15 protein-coding genes are annotated in these 15,431 nt (G+C 35.3%); 6 read left to right on the forward strand and 9 right to left on the reverse strand.

The genetic code is table 11. From position 1 onward, the window contains the following. Positions 1–89 precede the first annotated feature (89 nt). The 5 genes from JM83_RS10320 to JM83_RS10340 all read left to right on the forward strand — a co-directional run bounded on the left by JM83_RS10320 (position 90) and on the right by JM83_RS10340 (position 3,487). Positions 90–476: a DUF302 domain-containing protein gene (locus JM83_RS10320; RefSeq protein ID WP_144961824.1), complete on the forward strand. Its 387-nt coding sequence runs from the start codon at positions 90–92 to the stop codon at positions 474–476. 17 nt (positions 477–493) lie between these two features. Beyond that, positions 494–964 (forward strand): DUF302 domain-containing protein, encoded by a 471-nt coding sequence (locus JM83_RS10325; RefSeq protein WP_144961826.1) that lies wholly within the window; start codon positions 494–496, stop codon positions 962–964. 13 nt (positions 965–977) lie between these two features. Next, positions 978–2,624, forward strand: coding sequence for a multicopper oxidase family protein (locus tag JM83_RS10330; RefSeq protein WP_144961829.1), 1,647 nt, complete (start codon positions 978–980; stop codon positions 2,622–2,624). A gap of 96 nt (positions 2,625–2,720) precedes the next feature. Next, entirely contained in the window at positions 2,721–3,287 is a 567-nt protein-coding gene (locus JM83_RS10335; protein ID WP_144961831.1) for a DUF4175 domain-containing protein, read from the forward strand. 5 nt (positions 3,288–3,292) lie between these two features. Then, positions 3,293–3,487, forward strand: coding sequence for an SHOCT domain-containing protein (locus tag JM83_RS10340; RefSeq protein ID WP_261376433.1), 195 nt, complete (start codon positions 3,293–3,295; stop codon positions 3,485–3,487). Between the two features lie 70 nt (positions 3,488–3,557). Here JM83_RS10340 and JM83_RS10345 read toward each other — a convergent pair whose 3' ends face one another. Next, positions 3,558–4,904 carry an OprD family outer membrane porin gene (locus JM83_RS10345; protein ID WP_144961833.1) on the reverse strand — a complete coding sequence of 449 codons (1,347 nt, stop codon included), beginning with the start codon at positions 4,902–4,904 and terminating at the stop codon, positions 3,558–3,560. Next, complete coding sequence (locus JM83_RS10350) at positions 4,904–5,935, reverse strand: c-type cytochrome (protein WP_144961835.1); 1,032 nt, start codon at positions 5,933–5,935, stop codon at positions 4,904–4,906. The genes JM83_RS10345 and JM83_RS10350 overlap by 1 nt, the downstream gene beginning before the upstream one ends. A 356-nt stretch (positions 5,936–6,291) precedes the next feature. Here JM83_RS10350 and JM83_RS10355 point away from each other — a divergent pair, with 356 nt between their 5' ends. Beyond that, entirely contained in the window at positions 6,292–7,161 is an 870-nt protein-coding gene (locus JM83_RS10355; RefSeq protein WP_144961837.1) for a hypothetical protein, read from the forward strand. Positions 7,162–7,739: 578 nt separating this feature from the next. On the opposite strand, the gene JM83_RS10360 is transcribed toward JM83_RS10355, so the two are convergent. The 7 genes from JM83_RS10360 to JM83_RS10390 all read right to left on the reverse strand — a co-directional run bounded on the left by JM83_RS10360 (position 7,740) and on the right by JM83_RS10390 (position 15,423). After that, the gene (locus JM83_RS10360) at positions 7,740–8,519 is read right to left on the reverse strand and encodes a sulfite exporter TauE/SafE family protein (RefSeq protein WP_144961839.1); all 780 of its coding nucleotides are present in this window, start codon (positions 8,517–8,519) and stop codon (positions 7,740–7,742) included. A gap of 361 nt (positions 8,520–8,880) precedes the next feature. After that, positions 8,881–9,894, reverse strand: a complete 1,014-nt coding sequence (locus JM83_RS10365; protein ID WP_144961841.1) for an XdhC family protein — start codon at positions 9,892–9,894, stop codon at positions 8,881–8,883. Next, positions 9,887–11,020 (reverse strand): vWA domain-containing protein, encoded by a 1,134-nt coding sequence (locus JM83_RS10370; RefSeq protein WP_144961843.1) that lies wholly within the window; start codon positions 11,018–11,020, stop codon positions 9,887–9,889. Before JM83_RS10370 ends, JM83_RS10365 begins: the two co-directional genes overlap by 8 nt. 4 nt (positions 11,021–11,024) lie before the next feature. Further along, entirely contained in the window at positions 11,025–11,897 is an 873-nt protein-coding gene (locus JM83_RS10375; RefSeq protein ID WP_144961845.1) for an AAA family ATPase, read from the reverse strand. Between the two features lie 68 nt (positions 11,898–11,965). Further along, positions 11,966–12,439, reverse strand: coding sequence for an SRPBCC family protein (locus JM83_RS10380; protein ID WP_144961848.1), 474 nt, complete (start codon positions 12,437–12,439; stop codon positions 11,966–11,968). A gap of 115 nt (positions 12,440–12,554) precedes the next feature. Further along, complete coding sequence (locus JM83_RS10385) at positions 12,555–14,918, reverse strand: aerobic carbon-monoxide dehydrogenase large subunit (protein WP_144961850.1); 2,364 nt, start codon at positions 14,916–14,918, stop codon at positions 12,555–12,557. A gap of 19 nt (positions 14,919–14,937) precedes the next feature. Continuing rightward, entirely contained in the window at positions 14,938–15,423 is a 486-nt protein-coding gene (locus tag JM83_RS10390) for a (2Fe-2S)-binding protein (RefSeq protein ID WP_144961852.1), read from the reverse strand. Positions 15,424–15,431: the final 8 nt, after the last annotated feature.

Here is a 15,431-nt window from a genome sequence, read left to right on the forward strand (position 1 = left end):
TTATTCATGGAGCTTGTGTAACAATGGTTACCGAATGTCTATTCAAATAGCCTTATATTTAAAGGCAATAATCAAAAAGAAAGAAGATCATGGAATATTATTTTGCTAAAACGGTAACTGGAGAATTTGAAGAAGTAATTAAAAAAGTTACACATGAATTGGAGAAGGAAGACTTTGGGATATTAACGGAAATAGATATTTCAGCAACCTTGAAGAAGAAATTAGATATCAATTTTAAAAAATATCGAATTTTGGGCGCTTGCAACGCTCCTTATGCGTATAAAGCTTTAAAAGCGGAAGATAAGATAGGCACAATGTTGCCTTGCAATGTGATTGTCCAAGAATTGGAAAATGGAAAAATCGAAGTCGCAGCAGTAAATCCAATGGCCTCCATGCAAGCGGTAAAAAATAAAGATTTAGACAACATCGCCAAGGAGATTGGATATAAATTAGAAAAAGTGGTAAACCAAGTTTAAACTCTCAATTGTAGAAAATGAAAAGAGAAAATCCTGCCAAAAAAGAAATCAGTAATCAGAATTATACAGAAAGTCGTAGAACTACCTATTGTATTAGTCAGCGGTACGGTTCCCAGACTTTTTCTGAAATTCTAAAAAATATAAAAGAAGCATTGACCAAAAGGGATTTTAATGTCCTTTTGGAATTAGCTCTGGATGAATATTTAAAAGAGGATATAGAGGATATGCCACCACATGTCATTCTATCCGTATGTAATTCTGGAACCGCAGCCAAAGCACTAGCTGCCGATCTTCAAAGCGGAGTTTTTTTACCCTGCAACATAACAGTAAAAGAAGTAGATCAGGGGAACATTGAAGTTTCTATTGAGGATACTACTGTTACTTGGGCTTCATCAAATACAGATGAATTAGGCGAACTAGCTAAAAACACTACAGAAACACTTAAACAAATTTTATCAGAAATTGATCAGCAGAGAATGAAATTGTAAACACCAATAAGATATGAGTATCCAAAAGCATGATAGAAGAAATTTCATAAAACTTGGATGTGCTGGCGCATCTATACTTATCGCTTGGCCATTATTTCAGTCCTGTGCCAATGAAAATAAAAATAGTGATCCATTACGACTGAATTCCGATTTTAAACCCGACCTAGATATTAAACTGACTGCGGTAGAACAGGAAATTTCTATACTTGAAGGAAGAAAAACAATGTGCTGGACTTTTAAAAGTGAATTGATACTAGGAGACTCCAGCAGTCTTCAGCAAATTCCTGATAGTTATCTGGGTCCCATAATTAAAGTGAACAAAGGCCAAAAAATACGAATACGCTTTCAAAATGAACTGCCACAAGAAAGTATTGTGCATTGGCATGGAATGCATGTACCGGAGCAGTACGACGGCCACCCAACAGACATTATATCTAATGGCCAAACTTATGTGTACGAATACGAAGTAATGAACCGTGCCGGAACTTATTGGTTTCATCCCCATCCGCATGGTAACACTGGTGAGCAGGTTTATAATGGTCTTGCAGGTTTGCTACTAGTTTCAGATAAGGAAGAGGAAAATTTAAACCTCCCCACTGGAGAATTTGATTTTCCGGTGGTAATTCAGGATCGCACTTTAGATGATAATAATCAACTGGTTTATCTTGATGGTGGAAGAATGGACAGGATGATGGGGTTTTTAGGTGATAAAATCTTTATAAACGGCAGACCAGAGCAAGAATTATCTCTAAAAGCAGGATGCAATTATAGGCTTAGGTTCCTTAATGGCTCGAATTCGCGAATTTATAAACTTGCCTGGGATAATGGGGAACCGCTTAAAGTAATTGGAATTGATGGCAGTATTTTGGAACAACCCAAAGTAATGCCTTATGTAATGCTGGCTCCCGCAAAAAGAATAGATATATGGCTGGATTTAAAAAATAAAAAGCAAGGTGATGAAATTGAATTAAAGAGCCTGGAATTTGAAAGCGGGATGATGGGAGGAATGATGAATGGCGGAATGATGGGTGGAAGCAATACTGGTTTGCCTTTGGGGTCTGAATACAGTCTTTTTAAAATTAAACTGAACGAAAGTGGGTCGAACGATTTTCTACTTCCTGAAAACCTTGTGCCTTATAATAAATTGAATCCAACCACCGCAGTTAACCGAAATAACCCCAGGGAATTTAATTTTTTTATGCAAGGAATGCAATGGACAATCAATGGTAGAACTTGGGAGCCTACTGAAGTAGCTAAAGAAGAAACAGTAAAATTAGATACCACCGAAATATGGCAGCTTTCCAATAAAGGAGGTAAAATGATGGGTGGTGGCGGTATGATGGGTGACGGCGGGATGATGGGACGAGGAAATGAAGGTGGCGGTATGGGGAATATGATGCAGATGCCACACCCAATTCATATACATCAGGTACAATTTAATATTTTGGAATATGATACCTCAGAAATGGATGTCATGGTTTGGAATTCTATCAAGGATGGCTTTATTGATGAAGGCTGGCAGGATACAGTGCTTTTAATGCCGGGAATGAAAATCAAAATAATAATGCGCTTTTCAAATTTCAAAGGTCTTTTCGTTTACCACTGCCATAATCTTGAACACGAAGATATGGGAATGATGAGAAATTTTAAAATAGAATAACAATAGAGAAAATATTATTTATAAGGGAGACTTTTTCAGAAGGTTCAAAAACCGAAAAGGTCGTTAGACTAATTTTTAAACTAAATACATAATAAAATGAGAACAATTTTAAAAACACTAATGGTTATTGGTATAATTGGTACAGTTGTTAGTTGTAAATCAACTTTTAACGCCTCCGAGACTATGGAACTTCCAAACAATCGAGCGGCTGTATATCAGGAAATAATTTCAAATCCAGATCAATTCAGAGAATTTATAGACCTAGCACAGCAAGATAAGGAAGCAAAAAAGATAATGATGCATGGCCATATGCAAATGATGGAATCGGGAAAAATGAAAGGGATGATGGAAAATAATCCCGAGATGAAGGAGAAAATGAAATCTCATATGCAAAAAATGATGGAGGAAAACCCTGAGATGAAAGAAAAAATGCAATCCATGATGATTGAAAAAATGTTGAAAACTCCTGAAAGCAGAAAAATGCTCATGGACAAAATGCATGAAAACCAGGAGATGCAAAAAGAAATGAAAGAAAGGATGATGCAAAAAATGAAAGAAAATCCAGAGATGATGGAAAAAATGATGAACAATCCTGAAATGAAGGAAAAAATGATGTCCAAGATGAAAGAAAAAAAATCTAATTCAGAAAATCATAAACATTAATAATTATGATGATGATATGGTGGTGGATAATAGGTTTAGGCCTTGTTTCTTTAGTGGTATTCTTTTATACCGGAAAAAACAAAAACAGGCCGGTTGAAAAAAGACATGAAAGCCCTATGAATATATTAAAAGAAAGGTATGCAAAAGGTGAAATAACCAAAGAGGAATTTGAAAATCAAAAAAAAACTCTTAGTGATTAATAATAAAGAGGTTTTTTAGAGTTTACAATAATTTCAGATAACAGAAGGCTTAGGAATGACCTAAGCCTTTTTAGAAATTATAGTTCAAAATTAAATCCACATGAAATAAATCTGTTTTATTCAAATAGAAATTAGGATTATCTGGAAAATCCCCACTAGCAAATTTACCTACGAATAAAAGTTCAGGTTTTAAATTCTTCCATTTTTTGATATCGAAAAACAAATCTAGATTTATGTGTGTGTAATCTGGAACGGCATACTTATTAAGAGTAGGGTCTGAAACAGAGGGTTTCCATTGATGCCCAGCACTAAAAATTGTTTTTAAATTAAATTTTTCTTTTCCAAATGCTAATGTATTAGTATAGTAAAGTACCAGTGCGTGATTATCCCCAGTCCCTTCACTTCGCTCTCTTTTTTGAAAACTGAAAAGAAATTCCCTACCCCATTCCCTTGGAAAAACAAACTGACCTTTTTTGGTGATTCGGTTATATGATAATGAAAGAGAAGAGTTGCTCCAATCATAAGCTGCTTTAATCCCGATATTATCTGAAGAATTACTCTGAAAATAACTTAAGGAATCAATTGCATTTCCGCCATTATTTATTTTGTTTTGATGCAACCATTCCGCTTCAATATTGAAACTTTTTGAAACTTGATATTTAGGTTTTAAATACAGGGTATTAGATACATTATCCGTATAATAATTCCATAACTCTACAGAGGTGTTTTGAGTAAGATTAAAATTGGCATTGATGATAGCTAAATAATCTGAATCTGTATTTCCTCCATACAAACTTGGAGATCCATCAATATTTCTTCCTTCTCCATAAGTTCCTATACTCTCCCCGATAGAATAAAACTCTCCTGTGGATCTTGGTGCAATTTGATTAAATATCCCTGCTTGTATTTTGTTTTTTTTGGGGCTGCTATAAGCATACCAAAGACCTTGAGCCAAGGTTGGGATCATACGACCGTCTTGTGGATTTACTAAAGGAGATTTAATTTTCATTCTACCTAAAGTAAATTCGTGCTGGGCAGTTTTGTAATTAGCATATAGCTCACCCAAAATAAAAATATATTTGTTATCTAAATTTATTCGATCAAACAAACCTTCCTCATACCGACTCAATTTTCCAGTTGCCATATCAGGAATGCTAAGATCTTGGATATTTAAATTATTGGAATTATATACCGCTCCTCCAAAGCTTATTTTTTCTTTGAGTGTGAGTTCATATTTAATATGGCCTCCAGTGGCCAAAGCGGTAAAGTCCTTAAGATCCCCTTTATTAAAAGTATTCATATAATAGCTTCTCCATTGTCCGGATAATTTTCCCTTGGCAGTTGGTTTATCTGATTCTTGAGCGAGACTGAGAAATGGAAATAGTAAAAATAAATAACGTAAGCTGTTAAAATTCATTATTTAGTTTTAGTGATTTGGTATTGCTCTTCATAATATTTAATAATCGGAGGAAAAGGGCCATACTTGTGTTGGCTAGCAGAAAATGAATCCTCCCAAGGGCCATATGGAGTTGAAACCGGTTTTAATTTTTTATCGGGATAATCACTTTGGGTATTGTTTTTTACCGGTCTATCAAAACTGTTTATATACCCTGCCAAATGATAGGCTTCTTCATCGGTTAATTTGGGGTTATCCCAAGTGGCCTCGCCAAATGGCATATTTCCTTTTATAAATTCAGCAGAGGTGATTACCCGGTGCATTCCTGCACCAGTATTATAACTGTCTTGACCCCAAAGTGGAGGGTATTGGTACCCTTTGGTAGAATCAGCTAATTTCACTCCCTGCCCATTTTCTCCATGACAAACTGCACATTCTTTAGAAAATAATGATTTTCCTTTATCTAGATCTACCGCTATATCTGGAAGTTCTATTTTGGCATAACCTTTAAATTCTTTTTCCCGTTCCGGGGGCAGTCCCTCTCCTAACCATTCCATATAAGCTACTATAGCTTTCATTTCTTTGGAATCTATAGGAAGCTTTTTCCCATTCATACTTCGCTCCATACAACCGTTTATTCTTCCTTCTATAGTACCTATACTATTGGAGCGGCCGCTAAATTGAGGAAATCTTTCTGTCACTCCTACCCAAGATGCAGAACCGGCTTGAGTTCCCGCTTTTAAATGACAATTCATACACGCCAAATTATTACCGGCATAATGCATAGCGGGATCTTTAGCTTGAGGTCCCATATACTTAGGAGACTCTGCAATAAGTTGGTATCCATACTTCACCTGAGGATCCATAAACCCAAAATCAAGCTCTGCTTCAATATCTTTAGGCTCCCAATCTTCAGCACTTATTTTTTTTTCAATAAATAGGTATGGATCTGAATTATATAAATAAAGACCAGAGAAAGTGATAATAGTTAATGCTAAAAGAGAGCTAAATATATAGACGATAGATTTTGCTAGTGATTGATAATTATCCATTTAAAAAAATATTATTTCAAAATTTCTTTTAATATTTAGAACAAATGAAAATGATGATTTATTAATATTTAGAGATAAACCAACAAATCTAAAAATTCAAATCTTTAAATTATGTAACAAATGTTACAGATAAACCTGTGTAAAAATATTAGTATGTAGAATGGTAAAGTTTATTCTAAGTATGTTTAGTAATCACTATATAAATTCATAAAAGTGACATAGAAAAAACTTCTAACTTCTGGCTGCATCCAATCTTTAGAAGCCTTTTACCTTTTTCAGTTTAAAAGACTTTCATTAGATTGAAAGAGGCGGAAATTATATAAATAAAAAAAATATTAGAAATCAAAACTACTACTGTGGGGCAACTACTTAAGCAAATAGTAAAATTATACGATAAGGTAACATCTGTTTGGATTTCTAGCTGGGCTGAACGCTGGGTTAGTAACATTCTTGTACTAAGCTTTATTCTGGGAATTTTTTATTATGCAAGTATACAAGTCGGTTGGTTATTGCCTGCTAATGATTTTTTCACTCATCCCTTTTTTGCTATTGAAATATCATTTACATTATTGTTGATATTTGAGTTGTTCAGTTTAATATTCTCATTACCTCGTTCTGTAGCCAGATCAAACAGCAAACAATATGAGGTCCTTTCTCTAATTTTTTTAAGGTCTGGATTTAAAGAATTTAGCCACATAGACAATCTTTCAGACTGGTCAATTAACTCAGAACCTGTAATACATATGTTTGCCTATGGAGCAGGAGGTTTAGTTATTTATGCCCTTACAAATATTACATATTCGTTCCAAAAACACACAAAAATAACCGTTAACAAGGCTGAGCAACTTTCATTTATTGCTGTAAAAAAATTATTGGCGCTAATTCTTCTGTTAAGTTTCTTTATTATTGGCATATCAGATACAGTTCATTTTATAAAAACAGGTACTTATAGTCAATCATTTGAATCATTTTATACCATACTTATTTTTTGTGATATTTTAATAGTACTCATTGCACTAAGATATTCTACCGCTTATAATGTTATTTTTAGATACTCGGCATTCGTTCTGGCTACTATTTTTATACGCAGCTCCTTTAGCTTGGATGTATTAGAAAGCATTGCTGTGGGTGTTTCGGGAGCTGTTTTTGTATTATTGCTCACATTAGGTTATAACTATTTTTCAAAAGAATCTCTAGACTATAAAAATAACAAGCTGTCCAAATGAAAAAATATTAAAAATTAACGTAGGTTTTGGGGATAATCGGAAATAGGCAAATGATAGTGGTTGAAATTTAGGTGAAATTTCTACGCCTTTAATAATATTTTTACACCAACCTAATAATAAATCACAAATACTTACTTGATGACCCAAATAATCAAACCAACATTGTTTTGTTATATAGATTCTCGTTATGAAAGTTATACATAAATGAAATACTCGATCATTAAATTCGTGTTTGGCTATTATTGATCCTCCATTGTAATAGGCTCACCCGACTATTAGAAGGATGCCATCATTTCACAAGACTACGGGAAAGTTTTTTGTTTGGGGAGAATCCAAGGATATCTTTTCCTTCATTTCCATTGAATTTTATTTGAGAGTTTAAATTGATCTCAATACCATTAAAACCTGAAGCCCTGAAAAAAGAAGATAGACTAATAACACCCTTATGCAGCAAGCTACTCACCTACATATCACCTACTATTTGGGTTCTTCAGGAGAAGTTGTTTTAAGACTATTGAAAAGTTAGAATATGAAAACACTTTGGTTACTAAGTAGGGTGCTATAGAAGTTTTACAATGCTACAATAAAGCTAAGCCATTCACCAGAAGAACCCTAAATCCTACAATAAATACTAATAGGGCAGTTAATTGTTTTAAACGCTGAGGCGAAAGGTTTTTCAAACTCATTCGAACCCCTAATTGTCCACCTATAAATACAGATAGGCCTAAGAGTAGCGCTGCCCAAATAGGAGTATCAAATGTCCCAGCAAGCACAAGTCCACTTAAACCCGACATTGAGTTTGCCAGAATAAAAAAACTAGCCAGAGCAGCAATTTTAACAGATGTTCCCCATTTTAAATGATGTAGGATAGGAGCTAAAAAAATACCACCACCTATCCCCACAAGTCCCGAAATGAGGCCAATAATTGCCCCGAGTATGTAATTAAAGCTAGGAGGATAGGCGGTCGTGGTTTCAATATTAAATTTTGAAAGACGTTTTGTCTGCCATACGAGAAAGACAGCGGCAGTTATTAAAACAAGTCCTAGCAAAACAAAAAATGCCCGCTCACTCAATTTAAAGGAAGCCCCGATAAATGCCATTGGCACACTTGTAATTATAAACGGTAAAAATGACGAGATTTTGAAATGCCCTTTTTTAATAAACCAATAAGTACTGCCGCCTACCACTATAATATTGCAAACTAATGCCAGGGATCTCATGGTGTAAAAGGAAACTGCAACCAATGCTAGAATCGCCAGATAACTGGAGCCGCCTCCAAAACCTACCGAAGAATACACCGATGCTATTACAAAAAAAAGGATACATAAAAGAAGTATGCTTGTCACACTTAAAGCCATAGGGTTTGTAGGTAATAATTAGGGTATTCTTGGATGATTTTGTTGTATTTGAGTGAATATAACGAAAATATTGATCCCGGTAGAAAAAGCCATATTCTTAGTTGTTGAAAACGTCCAGTGCACTTCTAAAACTGAGAAAGTTTCTTAAGAAAAAGCACGAGGATATGTGTTAGCTCAAGATATTATTGCCCATTAAAAAGTTATATTTATATATCAAATTAATTTTGTGAGTAATGTATGAACTAAAGTAAATTATACTATTCAGTTTTAATTTATCTCTTGTTATATAAAAAAGAAATAAATAGGAAAAAAGACAATTAGAAGGTTTAAAGAAAGATGTTGAAAAACTATGTACAAAAGATTATTCTTTAAGCATATACTTCTCAGGGTTCTTATCGAAACTAACTTTACATCCATCACAACAGAAATACACTTTTTCACCCTTATAATCTACAATATATTTTGGATTTTTCTTCGAGATAGGTACACCACACACGGGATTGATATAATAGTCTTCTGAAAATTTATCAGCTTCAGAATTTGACGAAGGCGCTGTTTCTTCTTTAGTAATAACTGTCTTATCAAATCCTTCGGAAGCATTTCCGCTCCTAAAATCATCTATTATCTGTGCCAAAATGCTGATAGCGACTTCACTGGCAAGTTTGGCATTTATATCTAGTCCTACCGGGCTATGTAATTGTGCAACCCTTTCCTCACTAATACCATTTTTGCTTAAGTACATTTTAATATCATCCGCTTTTTTTGCACTCGCTACAAAGCCTACATATCTGCTATTTGTTTCTAAAGCTTTTTTTGCGGAAAGCTCATCATCTTCTCCTTGTGTAGCTACAATAACATAAACATTAGAGAGCTGTTTTATGCTTTCAAAATTAACTTCGTTTATTATTTCATTTGCTGTAGGAAACATAAATGTATCACAATCTGCCGCCATAACTTTCACTCTAAAATCGGCAGCGCTAGCAACAACAGCCAATTTACGAGCGATATTAGATTTTCCAATAATAATTAATTCTGGTTGTGCAACTACTGGTTCTATAAGTACTTCTACAGTACCACGACTTTGACAGGACATAACGTATTCTTTAAAATGTTCGGTTTCTCTGGTTCCTCCTTCTGGTGAAATGCGTACTCTTTTATAGCGCTTGCTTTTTATAACATCTATAGCTTCTTTAATAATGATACCTCTCACACATCCACCACCTATCCAACCTATAAGTTCTCCGTTTTCAAGAATAATGGCTTTATCTCCCACTTTTCCGGAACTTGGAGCAATACGGTCTATTACTTGAGCTATGGCAAAATTTGATCCTTTTGCTAAGTGCTCTTCTATTATTATCGCTAATTCGTTAAACATCCATTAATAGTTTTTCTAGTTTTAGAAGGCTATCTAAATTGTGTGCTGACTCAAACGCATCTAAATGCGGCATTACACTTACCATTCCTTTTTGAATAGGTTGGTAATCTTTCATGCCTTTCAGAGGATTTAGCCATACCAATGTTTTACATTTCCTTCTTATAGTTCTCACCGCTTCTTTAAGCACTGTAACACTTCCTGTTTCGAGTCCGTCGCTCAGGATGACTACAATATGCTTTTGGCTTAAAAATTTGTTTCCGTAAACGGAGATAAATTTGGTTAGTGATTCTCCGATTTTTGTTCCACTAGACCAGGAATTCACATTCTTACCAATATGTTTTATTGTTTCTTGCTCACTATTTTCACGTAAAAGCGGTGTAATATGTGTTAAGTCTGTACTAAAGGTAAAAAATTCTAAACTTTTAAAGTACTTTTTTAAAACCATAATATAACGTAACAGGTAATAACTATAAGTATCCATAGAGCCACTGACATCAAGTATAAACACGATTTTCCGTTTTTCTTTCCGTTTTTTCTTGTAGGCAAGATCTAAAAGTAAGCCTCCTTTACCTAGACCGTTCCTTATAGTTCTACGGATATCAACGCTACCTTTGTTTGAATTTTCGAGCCGTCGTTTAAAACGCATACTCATTTGGTGAAAGAGTTCTTCAGCTAATTCTTCAAGATGTTTTTTATCCTCAATATCTACTTTAGAAAAATCAGTCATCCGAAGGCGAATACTTTCGTTTGCGCCTTTGGTCTGTTTCGCTTCTATTTCCTTTTCCTTTTTTGGAACATTGAATTTGGCTCCTAAAAAAATTACCGTTGAAGTTTCCGGCTCTTTTTTGATTGGTTGAATTTTCTTTTTACGTTCTTCTAATTTCTCTTCGTAATAGCGACTCCAAAAACGATCAAACATTTCATCAAATCGATCAAAATGCTCTTTGCGTTTGCAATAAATAGCTTTTAAGCTGTATTGAAATAGTTTACGATCCAGTACATAACCACGTTCAGCTATGGCAAATGCATCTCTTGTTTCTTGTGGGCCCAGAACAAACTGACGCTCTCGACAATACATAGTAAAATCGATAAGGCGTTCTTTAAAAGTTTTGTCTACTGCTAGCATTAAATTAATCTATTGGGTACAAAAATTCCTGCACACTCTTATTTCGCACAAATTCCACGTCATCTTTGTGTTTAAGTACACTACCAATAGTATTGTGTACAATTTCATCAGTAATGTTATCTACATTCAAAAGAAGCAGTGTTTTGGCCCAATCTAAGGATTCTGCAATCCCAGGAGGTTTATTTAAACTTGATTTACGAAGGTTGTGAATAAATGTCACTACCTGCGTAGCTAGTACCTCATCAATATTAGGGAGTTTTTTAGTGATAATATCGATCTCTTTAGCTTTTGAGGGGAAATCCACCCAATGATACAGACAGCGTCTTCTTAAAGCATCGCTTAGCTCTCTTGTTCGATTCGAAGTTAAAATGACTAAAGGTTTTGAAGTAGCCCTAATTGTACCTAACTCAGGAATACTAATTTGAAAGTCAGATAAAAGCTCTAACAAATAAGCTTCAAATTCTTCATCAGCACGATCTATTTCATCTATCAATAATACTACAGGCTTCTCCGCTCTTATCGATTGCAAAAGTGGTCTTTGAAGCACATAATCCATTCCGAAAATTTGGTTTTCCAAAGCTATCTTATCCTTTTCTGATTCAAAGAGTTTTATATGAAGCAATTGTTTTTGATAGTTCCACTCGTAAATAGTAGTGCTAACATCTAAACCTTCATAGCATTGTAAACGAATAAGCTTAGTGCCTAAATGTTTAGCTAAAGTTTTGGCCAACATGGTTTTACCTACTCCGGGGTTGCCTTCTAAAAGCAAAGGCTTTTCCAAATTCTTTAGTAAAAAAACGGAAGTTGCCAATTCTTCGTTTAGGATGTAGTCATGCTCATAAAAATCTTTTATAAGTGCTTTGATTTCCTTATTCAATGGCTTTAAATTTTTATAGCTATGCCAGAAAACAGCATAGTATCTTGATTACAGTTTGTGATGTTAATTTATGATGCAGCAGTTTCTGCGGCTGCTAATTTCTTCGAGAAATTAGAAACAAATTGTTTGAATAATTGCTCGGAAACCGTATCTACAAGTCTAGACCCAAATTGAGCTATTTTACCATTGATGGTAATATCCATAATAGCATCCAATTTTACACCACCAGCATCCAACTCAGTAATAGTTATACTCATTTTCATTTCAGCATTTCCTTTACCTTTAGAATCAACACCATTACCTGACAGGATAATTTTTTTGTTTTCGACATCTATCTCGTTATAAAAAATATCTGCATCATACTCGACACCCATAGGACCAAATTTCATACCTACTTTTCCTTTATAATGATTATCATCTACTTTTTCATCTATGGAAACACCAGGTACACAGTCCATTATTTTTTCTGGGTCAATTAAGTGACTCCAGACCAGCTCAGTGCTTTGAGGCACTTCGAAAGATTTTGTTAAATTTGTTTTCATTAAAAATCAATTTTATTTTTTCCTTTTAAAGGGAGATTCATTTAATATATACGTTAAACGATTTTACTCCTTTAACGTACATTTTTACTTAGCCTTTAATCTTATAATCTAATAGCTATTTTTTTTTGTGAGCTTGAATTGCCTCCCAAACTTTTGCTGGGGTAATTGGTATGTCCAAATGCTTAATACCCAGAGGTGCCAATGCATCAATAATAGCATTTGCAATTGCTGGTGGTGCACCCACCGTTGGTGATTCTGCGACACCTTTTGCACCTAATGGGTGATGAGGTGATGGCGTAATAGTATGGCCAGTTTCCCAATGTGGAGATTCTACCGCTGTTGGCACTAAATAATCCATAAATGTACCATTAAGTACATTTCCTTCATCGTCATATACGATACCTTCATACATTGCCGGTGCAATTCCTTGAGTTAATCCACCATGGACCTGACCTTCTACAATCATCGGGTTAATTATATTTCCACAATCATCAATGGCCACAAAACGTTTTACATCTATAGCACCAGTTTCCTCTTCTACTTCAACAACACAGATATATGCGCCGTTCGGAAAAGTTAAATTTGGTGGATCATAGTAATGTGTTGCTTCAAAACCCGGTTCCATTCCCGGTGGAAAGTTCGTATAAGCAGCAAAAGCTACATCTTGAATTGTTTTAGATTTTTCAGGAGCACCTTTAACAAAATACTTCCCTACTTCCCATTCAATATCCTCCTCGCTTACTTCTAATAGATAGGCTGCGATTTTCTTACCCTTGGCCTTTAATTTACGTGCTGCCATAGCTGCTGCGGCACCTGCGGTTGGAGTACTTCTACTTGCATAAGTACCTAATCCGTAAGGAGCCGTATCGGTATCACCCTCCTCAACTTCAATATCGGTATAGGGGATCCCTAATTCTTCTGCGAGTATCTGCGCATAGGTCGTTTCGTGTCCCTGGCCTTGCGACTTGGTTCCGAAACGTGCTAATGCTTTTCCGGTAGGATGTACTCGTATTTCGGCACTATCGAACATCGCAATACCTAAAATATCAAAGTCTTTGGATGGTCCTGCGCCTACTACTTCTGTAAAGGTGCAAATTCCGATGCCCATCAATTTTCCCTGGGCACGTTTTTCGGCTTGCTCTTTTTTATACTTATCATACCCAATCATATCCATCGCCTTTTCAAGCGTGGCTTTGTAATCGCCACTATCGTAACTCCAGCCTAAAGGAGAGGCATAAGGAAATTGTTCTTTCTTGATAAAGTTTTCAAAACGCAATTGAGCAGGATCTTTACCAATTTCAGCAGCCAGTTTATCTACCATACGTTCTATGGCATGTACCGCTTCGGTTACACGAAATGAGCATCTGTATGCTACACCTCCTGGTGCTTTATTTGTATAGACTGCATCTAATTCTGCAAATGCATGCTCGTAATCATACGAGCCTGTACAGATTGAAAACATGCCTGTTGGATATTTTGAAGGGTTTGCTGAAGAATCGGTATATCCATGATCTGCTAAAGTAGAAACTTTAAAAACTTGAATTTTTCCATCTTTGGTAGCCGCTAATTCGCAATCCATATGATAATCACGTGCAAAACCATTTACTAAATTTTCAGATCTGTCTTCAATCCATTTTACAGGTTTTCCAATTAAAAAACTAGCTGCAATTGCCACTACATACGATGGGTACATTGGAACTTTTCCTCCAAATCCTCCGCCAATATCTGGAGCGATAATTCGGATTTTCTCTTCAGATAAGCCTATGTGTCCTGCAACTAAAGCAATAATAGTTCTAATTGCATGTGGTGCTTGAGTAGTTAAATAGACTTTTAATTTCTCTGTATCTTTATCATAAGAAGCCACACAACCACAGGTTTCAATAGAAGCCACATGTATTCTTGGTAAATAGATGCGTTCTTTAACAACAACATCTGCTTTTGCAATAACTTCATCGGTTTTCTCTCTATCTCCTTTTTCCCAATGATAGATTTGATTATCTTTTTGACCTTCTTTGTCAGGGCGCAGCAAAGGAGCACCTTCATCTAAGGCTTTATATGGATCTACTAGTGCTTTCATTGGCTCGTAATCAACTTCAACAGCTTCTGCTCCATCAACCGCAATATATCTATCGGTTGCAATCACGGCACATACTTCTTGTGATTGGTGCATTATAGTATCTGTTGGCAATACCATTTGGGTATCTGATAATAAAGTAGGCATCCAATGTAAATTGTATTCTGCCAAATCATAGCCGGTTATTACAGCCAATACTCCGGGAATAGCCAGAGCTTTTTCCTTATTAATATTTTTAATCTTAGCATAAGCGTATGGGCTACGTACCATAACCATTGTTAGTTGCCCTGGTAATTTTACATCGTCAACATAAGTGCCTTTGCCGTGTAAAAATCGTGCATCTTCTTTTCGTTTTACAGAGTGACCCATTCCGCCTACCTCTGGTGATGTTTTACATTTAAACATATTTTTTTATTTTAAGAGGTTAGACTGATTGAGATTCTTTCTGCATTTCTTTAGCCGCTTGTTGTACCGCTTTTACAATATTATTGTATCCTGTACATCTGCACAGGTTTCCTGATATACCCCAGCGAATTTCTTCTTCAGTAGGATTAGGGTTGTTCTTTAATAAATCTATAGAACGGATAACCATTCCTGGAGTACAAAATCCGCAATGTAAACCATGTTGATCATGAAAGGCCTGTTGCATGGGGTGATTTGTACCATCTGGTGAGATACCTTCTATAGTAGTTATTTCTGCACCATCTGCTCGGACCGCCAAATAAGTACAAGATTTAATTGAATGGCCATTCAACATAATTGTACAAGCACCGCAGTTGGAAGTATCACAACCGATATGCGTTCCTGTTAAATCTAAATTTTCTCTTATAAAATGGACAAGGAGTAAGCGCGAATCAACTTCTGCTGTTACGCTTTCTCCATTTATAGTCATAGTTATTGTATGTTTCATGTTTTTAA

It is taken from the genome of Gillisia sp. Hel_I_86 (genome assembly GCF_007827275.1).
GTDB lineage: Bacteria > Bacteroidota > Bacteroidia > Flavobacteriales > Flavobacteriaceae > Gillisia.

Excerpts from the sequence above, each read along its gene's own strand:
- JM83_RS10320 (WP_144961824.1), top strand. The coding sequence starts at position 90 with ATGGAATATTATTTTGCTAAAACGGTAACTGGAGAATTTGAAGAAGTA.
- JM83_RS10345 (WP_144961833.1), bottom strand. The coding sequence starts at position 4,904 with ATGAATTTTAACAGCTTACGTTATTTATTTTTACTATTTCCATTTCTC.
- JM83_RS10385 (WP_144961850.1), bottom strand. The coding sequence starts at position 14,918 with ATGTTTAAATGTAAAACATCACCAGAGGTAGGCGGAATGGGTCACTCT.
- JM83_RS10330 (WP_144961829.1), top strand. The coding sequence starts at position 978 with ATGAGTATCCAAAAGCATGATAGAAGAAATTTCATAAAACTTGGATGT.
- JM83_RS10380 (WP_144961848.1), bottom strand. The coding sequence starts at position 12,439 with ATGAAAACAAATTTAACAAAATCTTTCGAAGTGCCTCAAAGCACTGAG.
- JM83_RS10365 (WP_144961841.1), bottom strand. The coding sequence starts at position 9,894 with ATGTTTAACGAATTAGCGATAATAATAGAAGAGCACTTAGCAAAAGGA.
- JM83_RS10350 (WP_144961835.1), bottom strand. The coding sequence starts at position 5,935 with ATGGATAATTATCAATCACTAGCAAAATCTATCGTCTATATATTTAGC.
- JM83_RS10370 (WP_144961843.1), bottom strand. The coding sequence starts at position 11,020 with ATGCTAGCAGTAGACAAAACTTTTAAAGAACGCCTTATCGATTTTACT.
- JM83_RS10360 (WP_144961839.1), bottom strand. The coding sequence starts at position 8,519 with ATGGCTTTAAGTGTGACAAGCATACTTCTTTTATGTATCCTTTTTTTT.
- JM83_RS10335 (WP_144961831.1), top strand. The coding sequence starts at position 2,721 with ATGAGAACAATTTTAAAAACACTAATGGTTATTGGTATAATTGGTACA.
- JM83_RS10325 (WP_144961826.1), top strand. The coding sequence starts at position 494 with ATGAAAAGAGAAAATCCTGCCAAAAAAGAAATCAGTAATCAGAATTAT.
- JM83_RS10390 (WP_144961852.1), bottom strand. The coding sequence starts at position 15,423 with ATGAAACATACAATAACTATGACTATAAATGGAGAAAGCGTAACAGCA.
- JM83_RS10340 (WP_261376433.1), top strand. The coding sequence starts at position 3,293 with ATGATGATGATATGGTGGTGGATAATAGGTTTAGGCCTTGTTTCTTTA.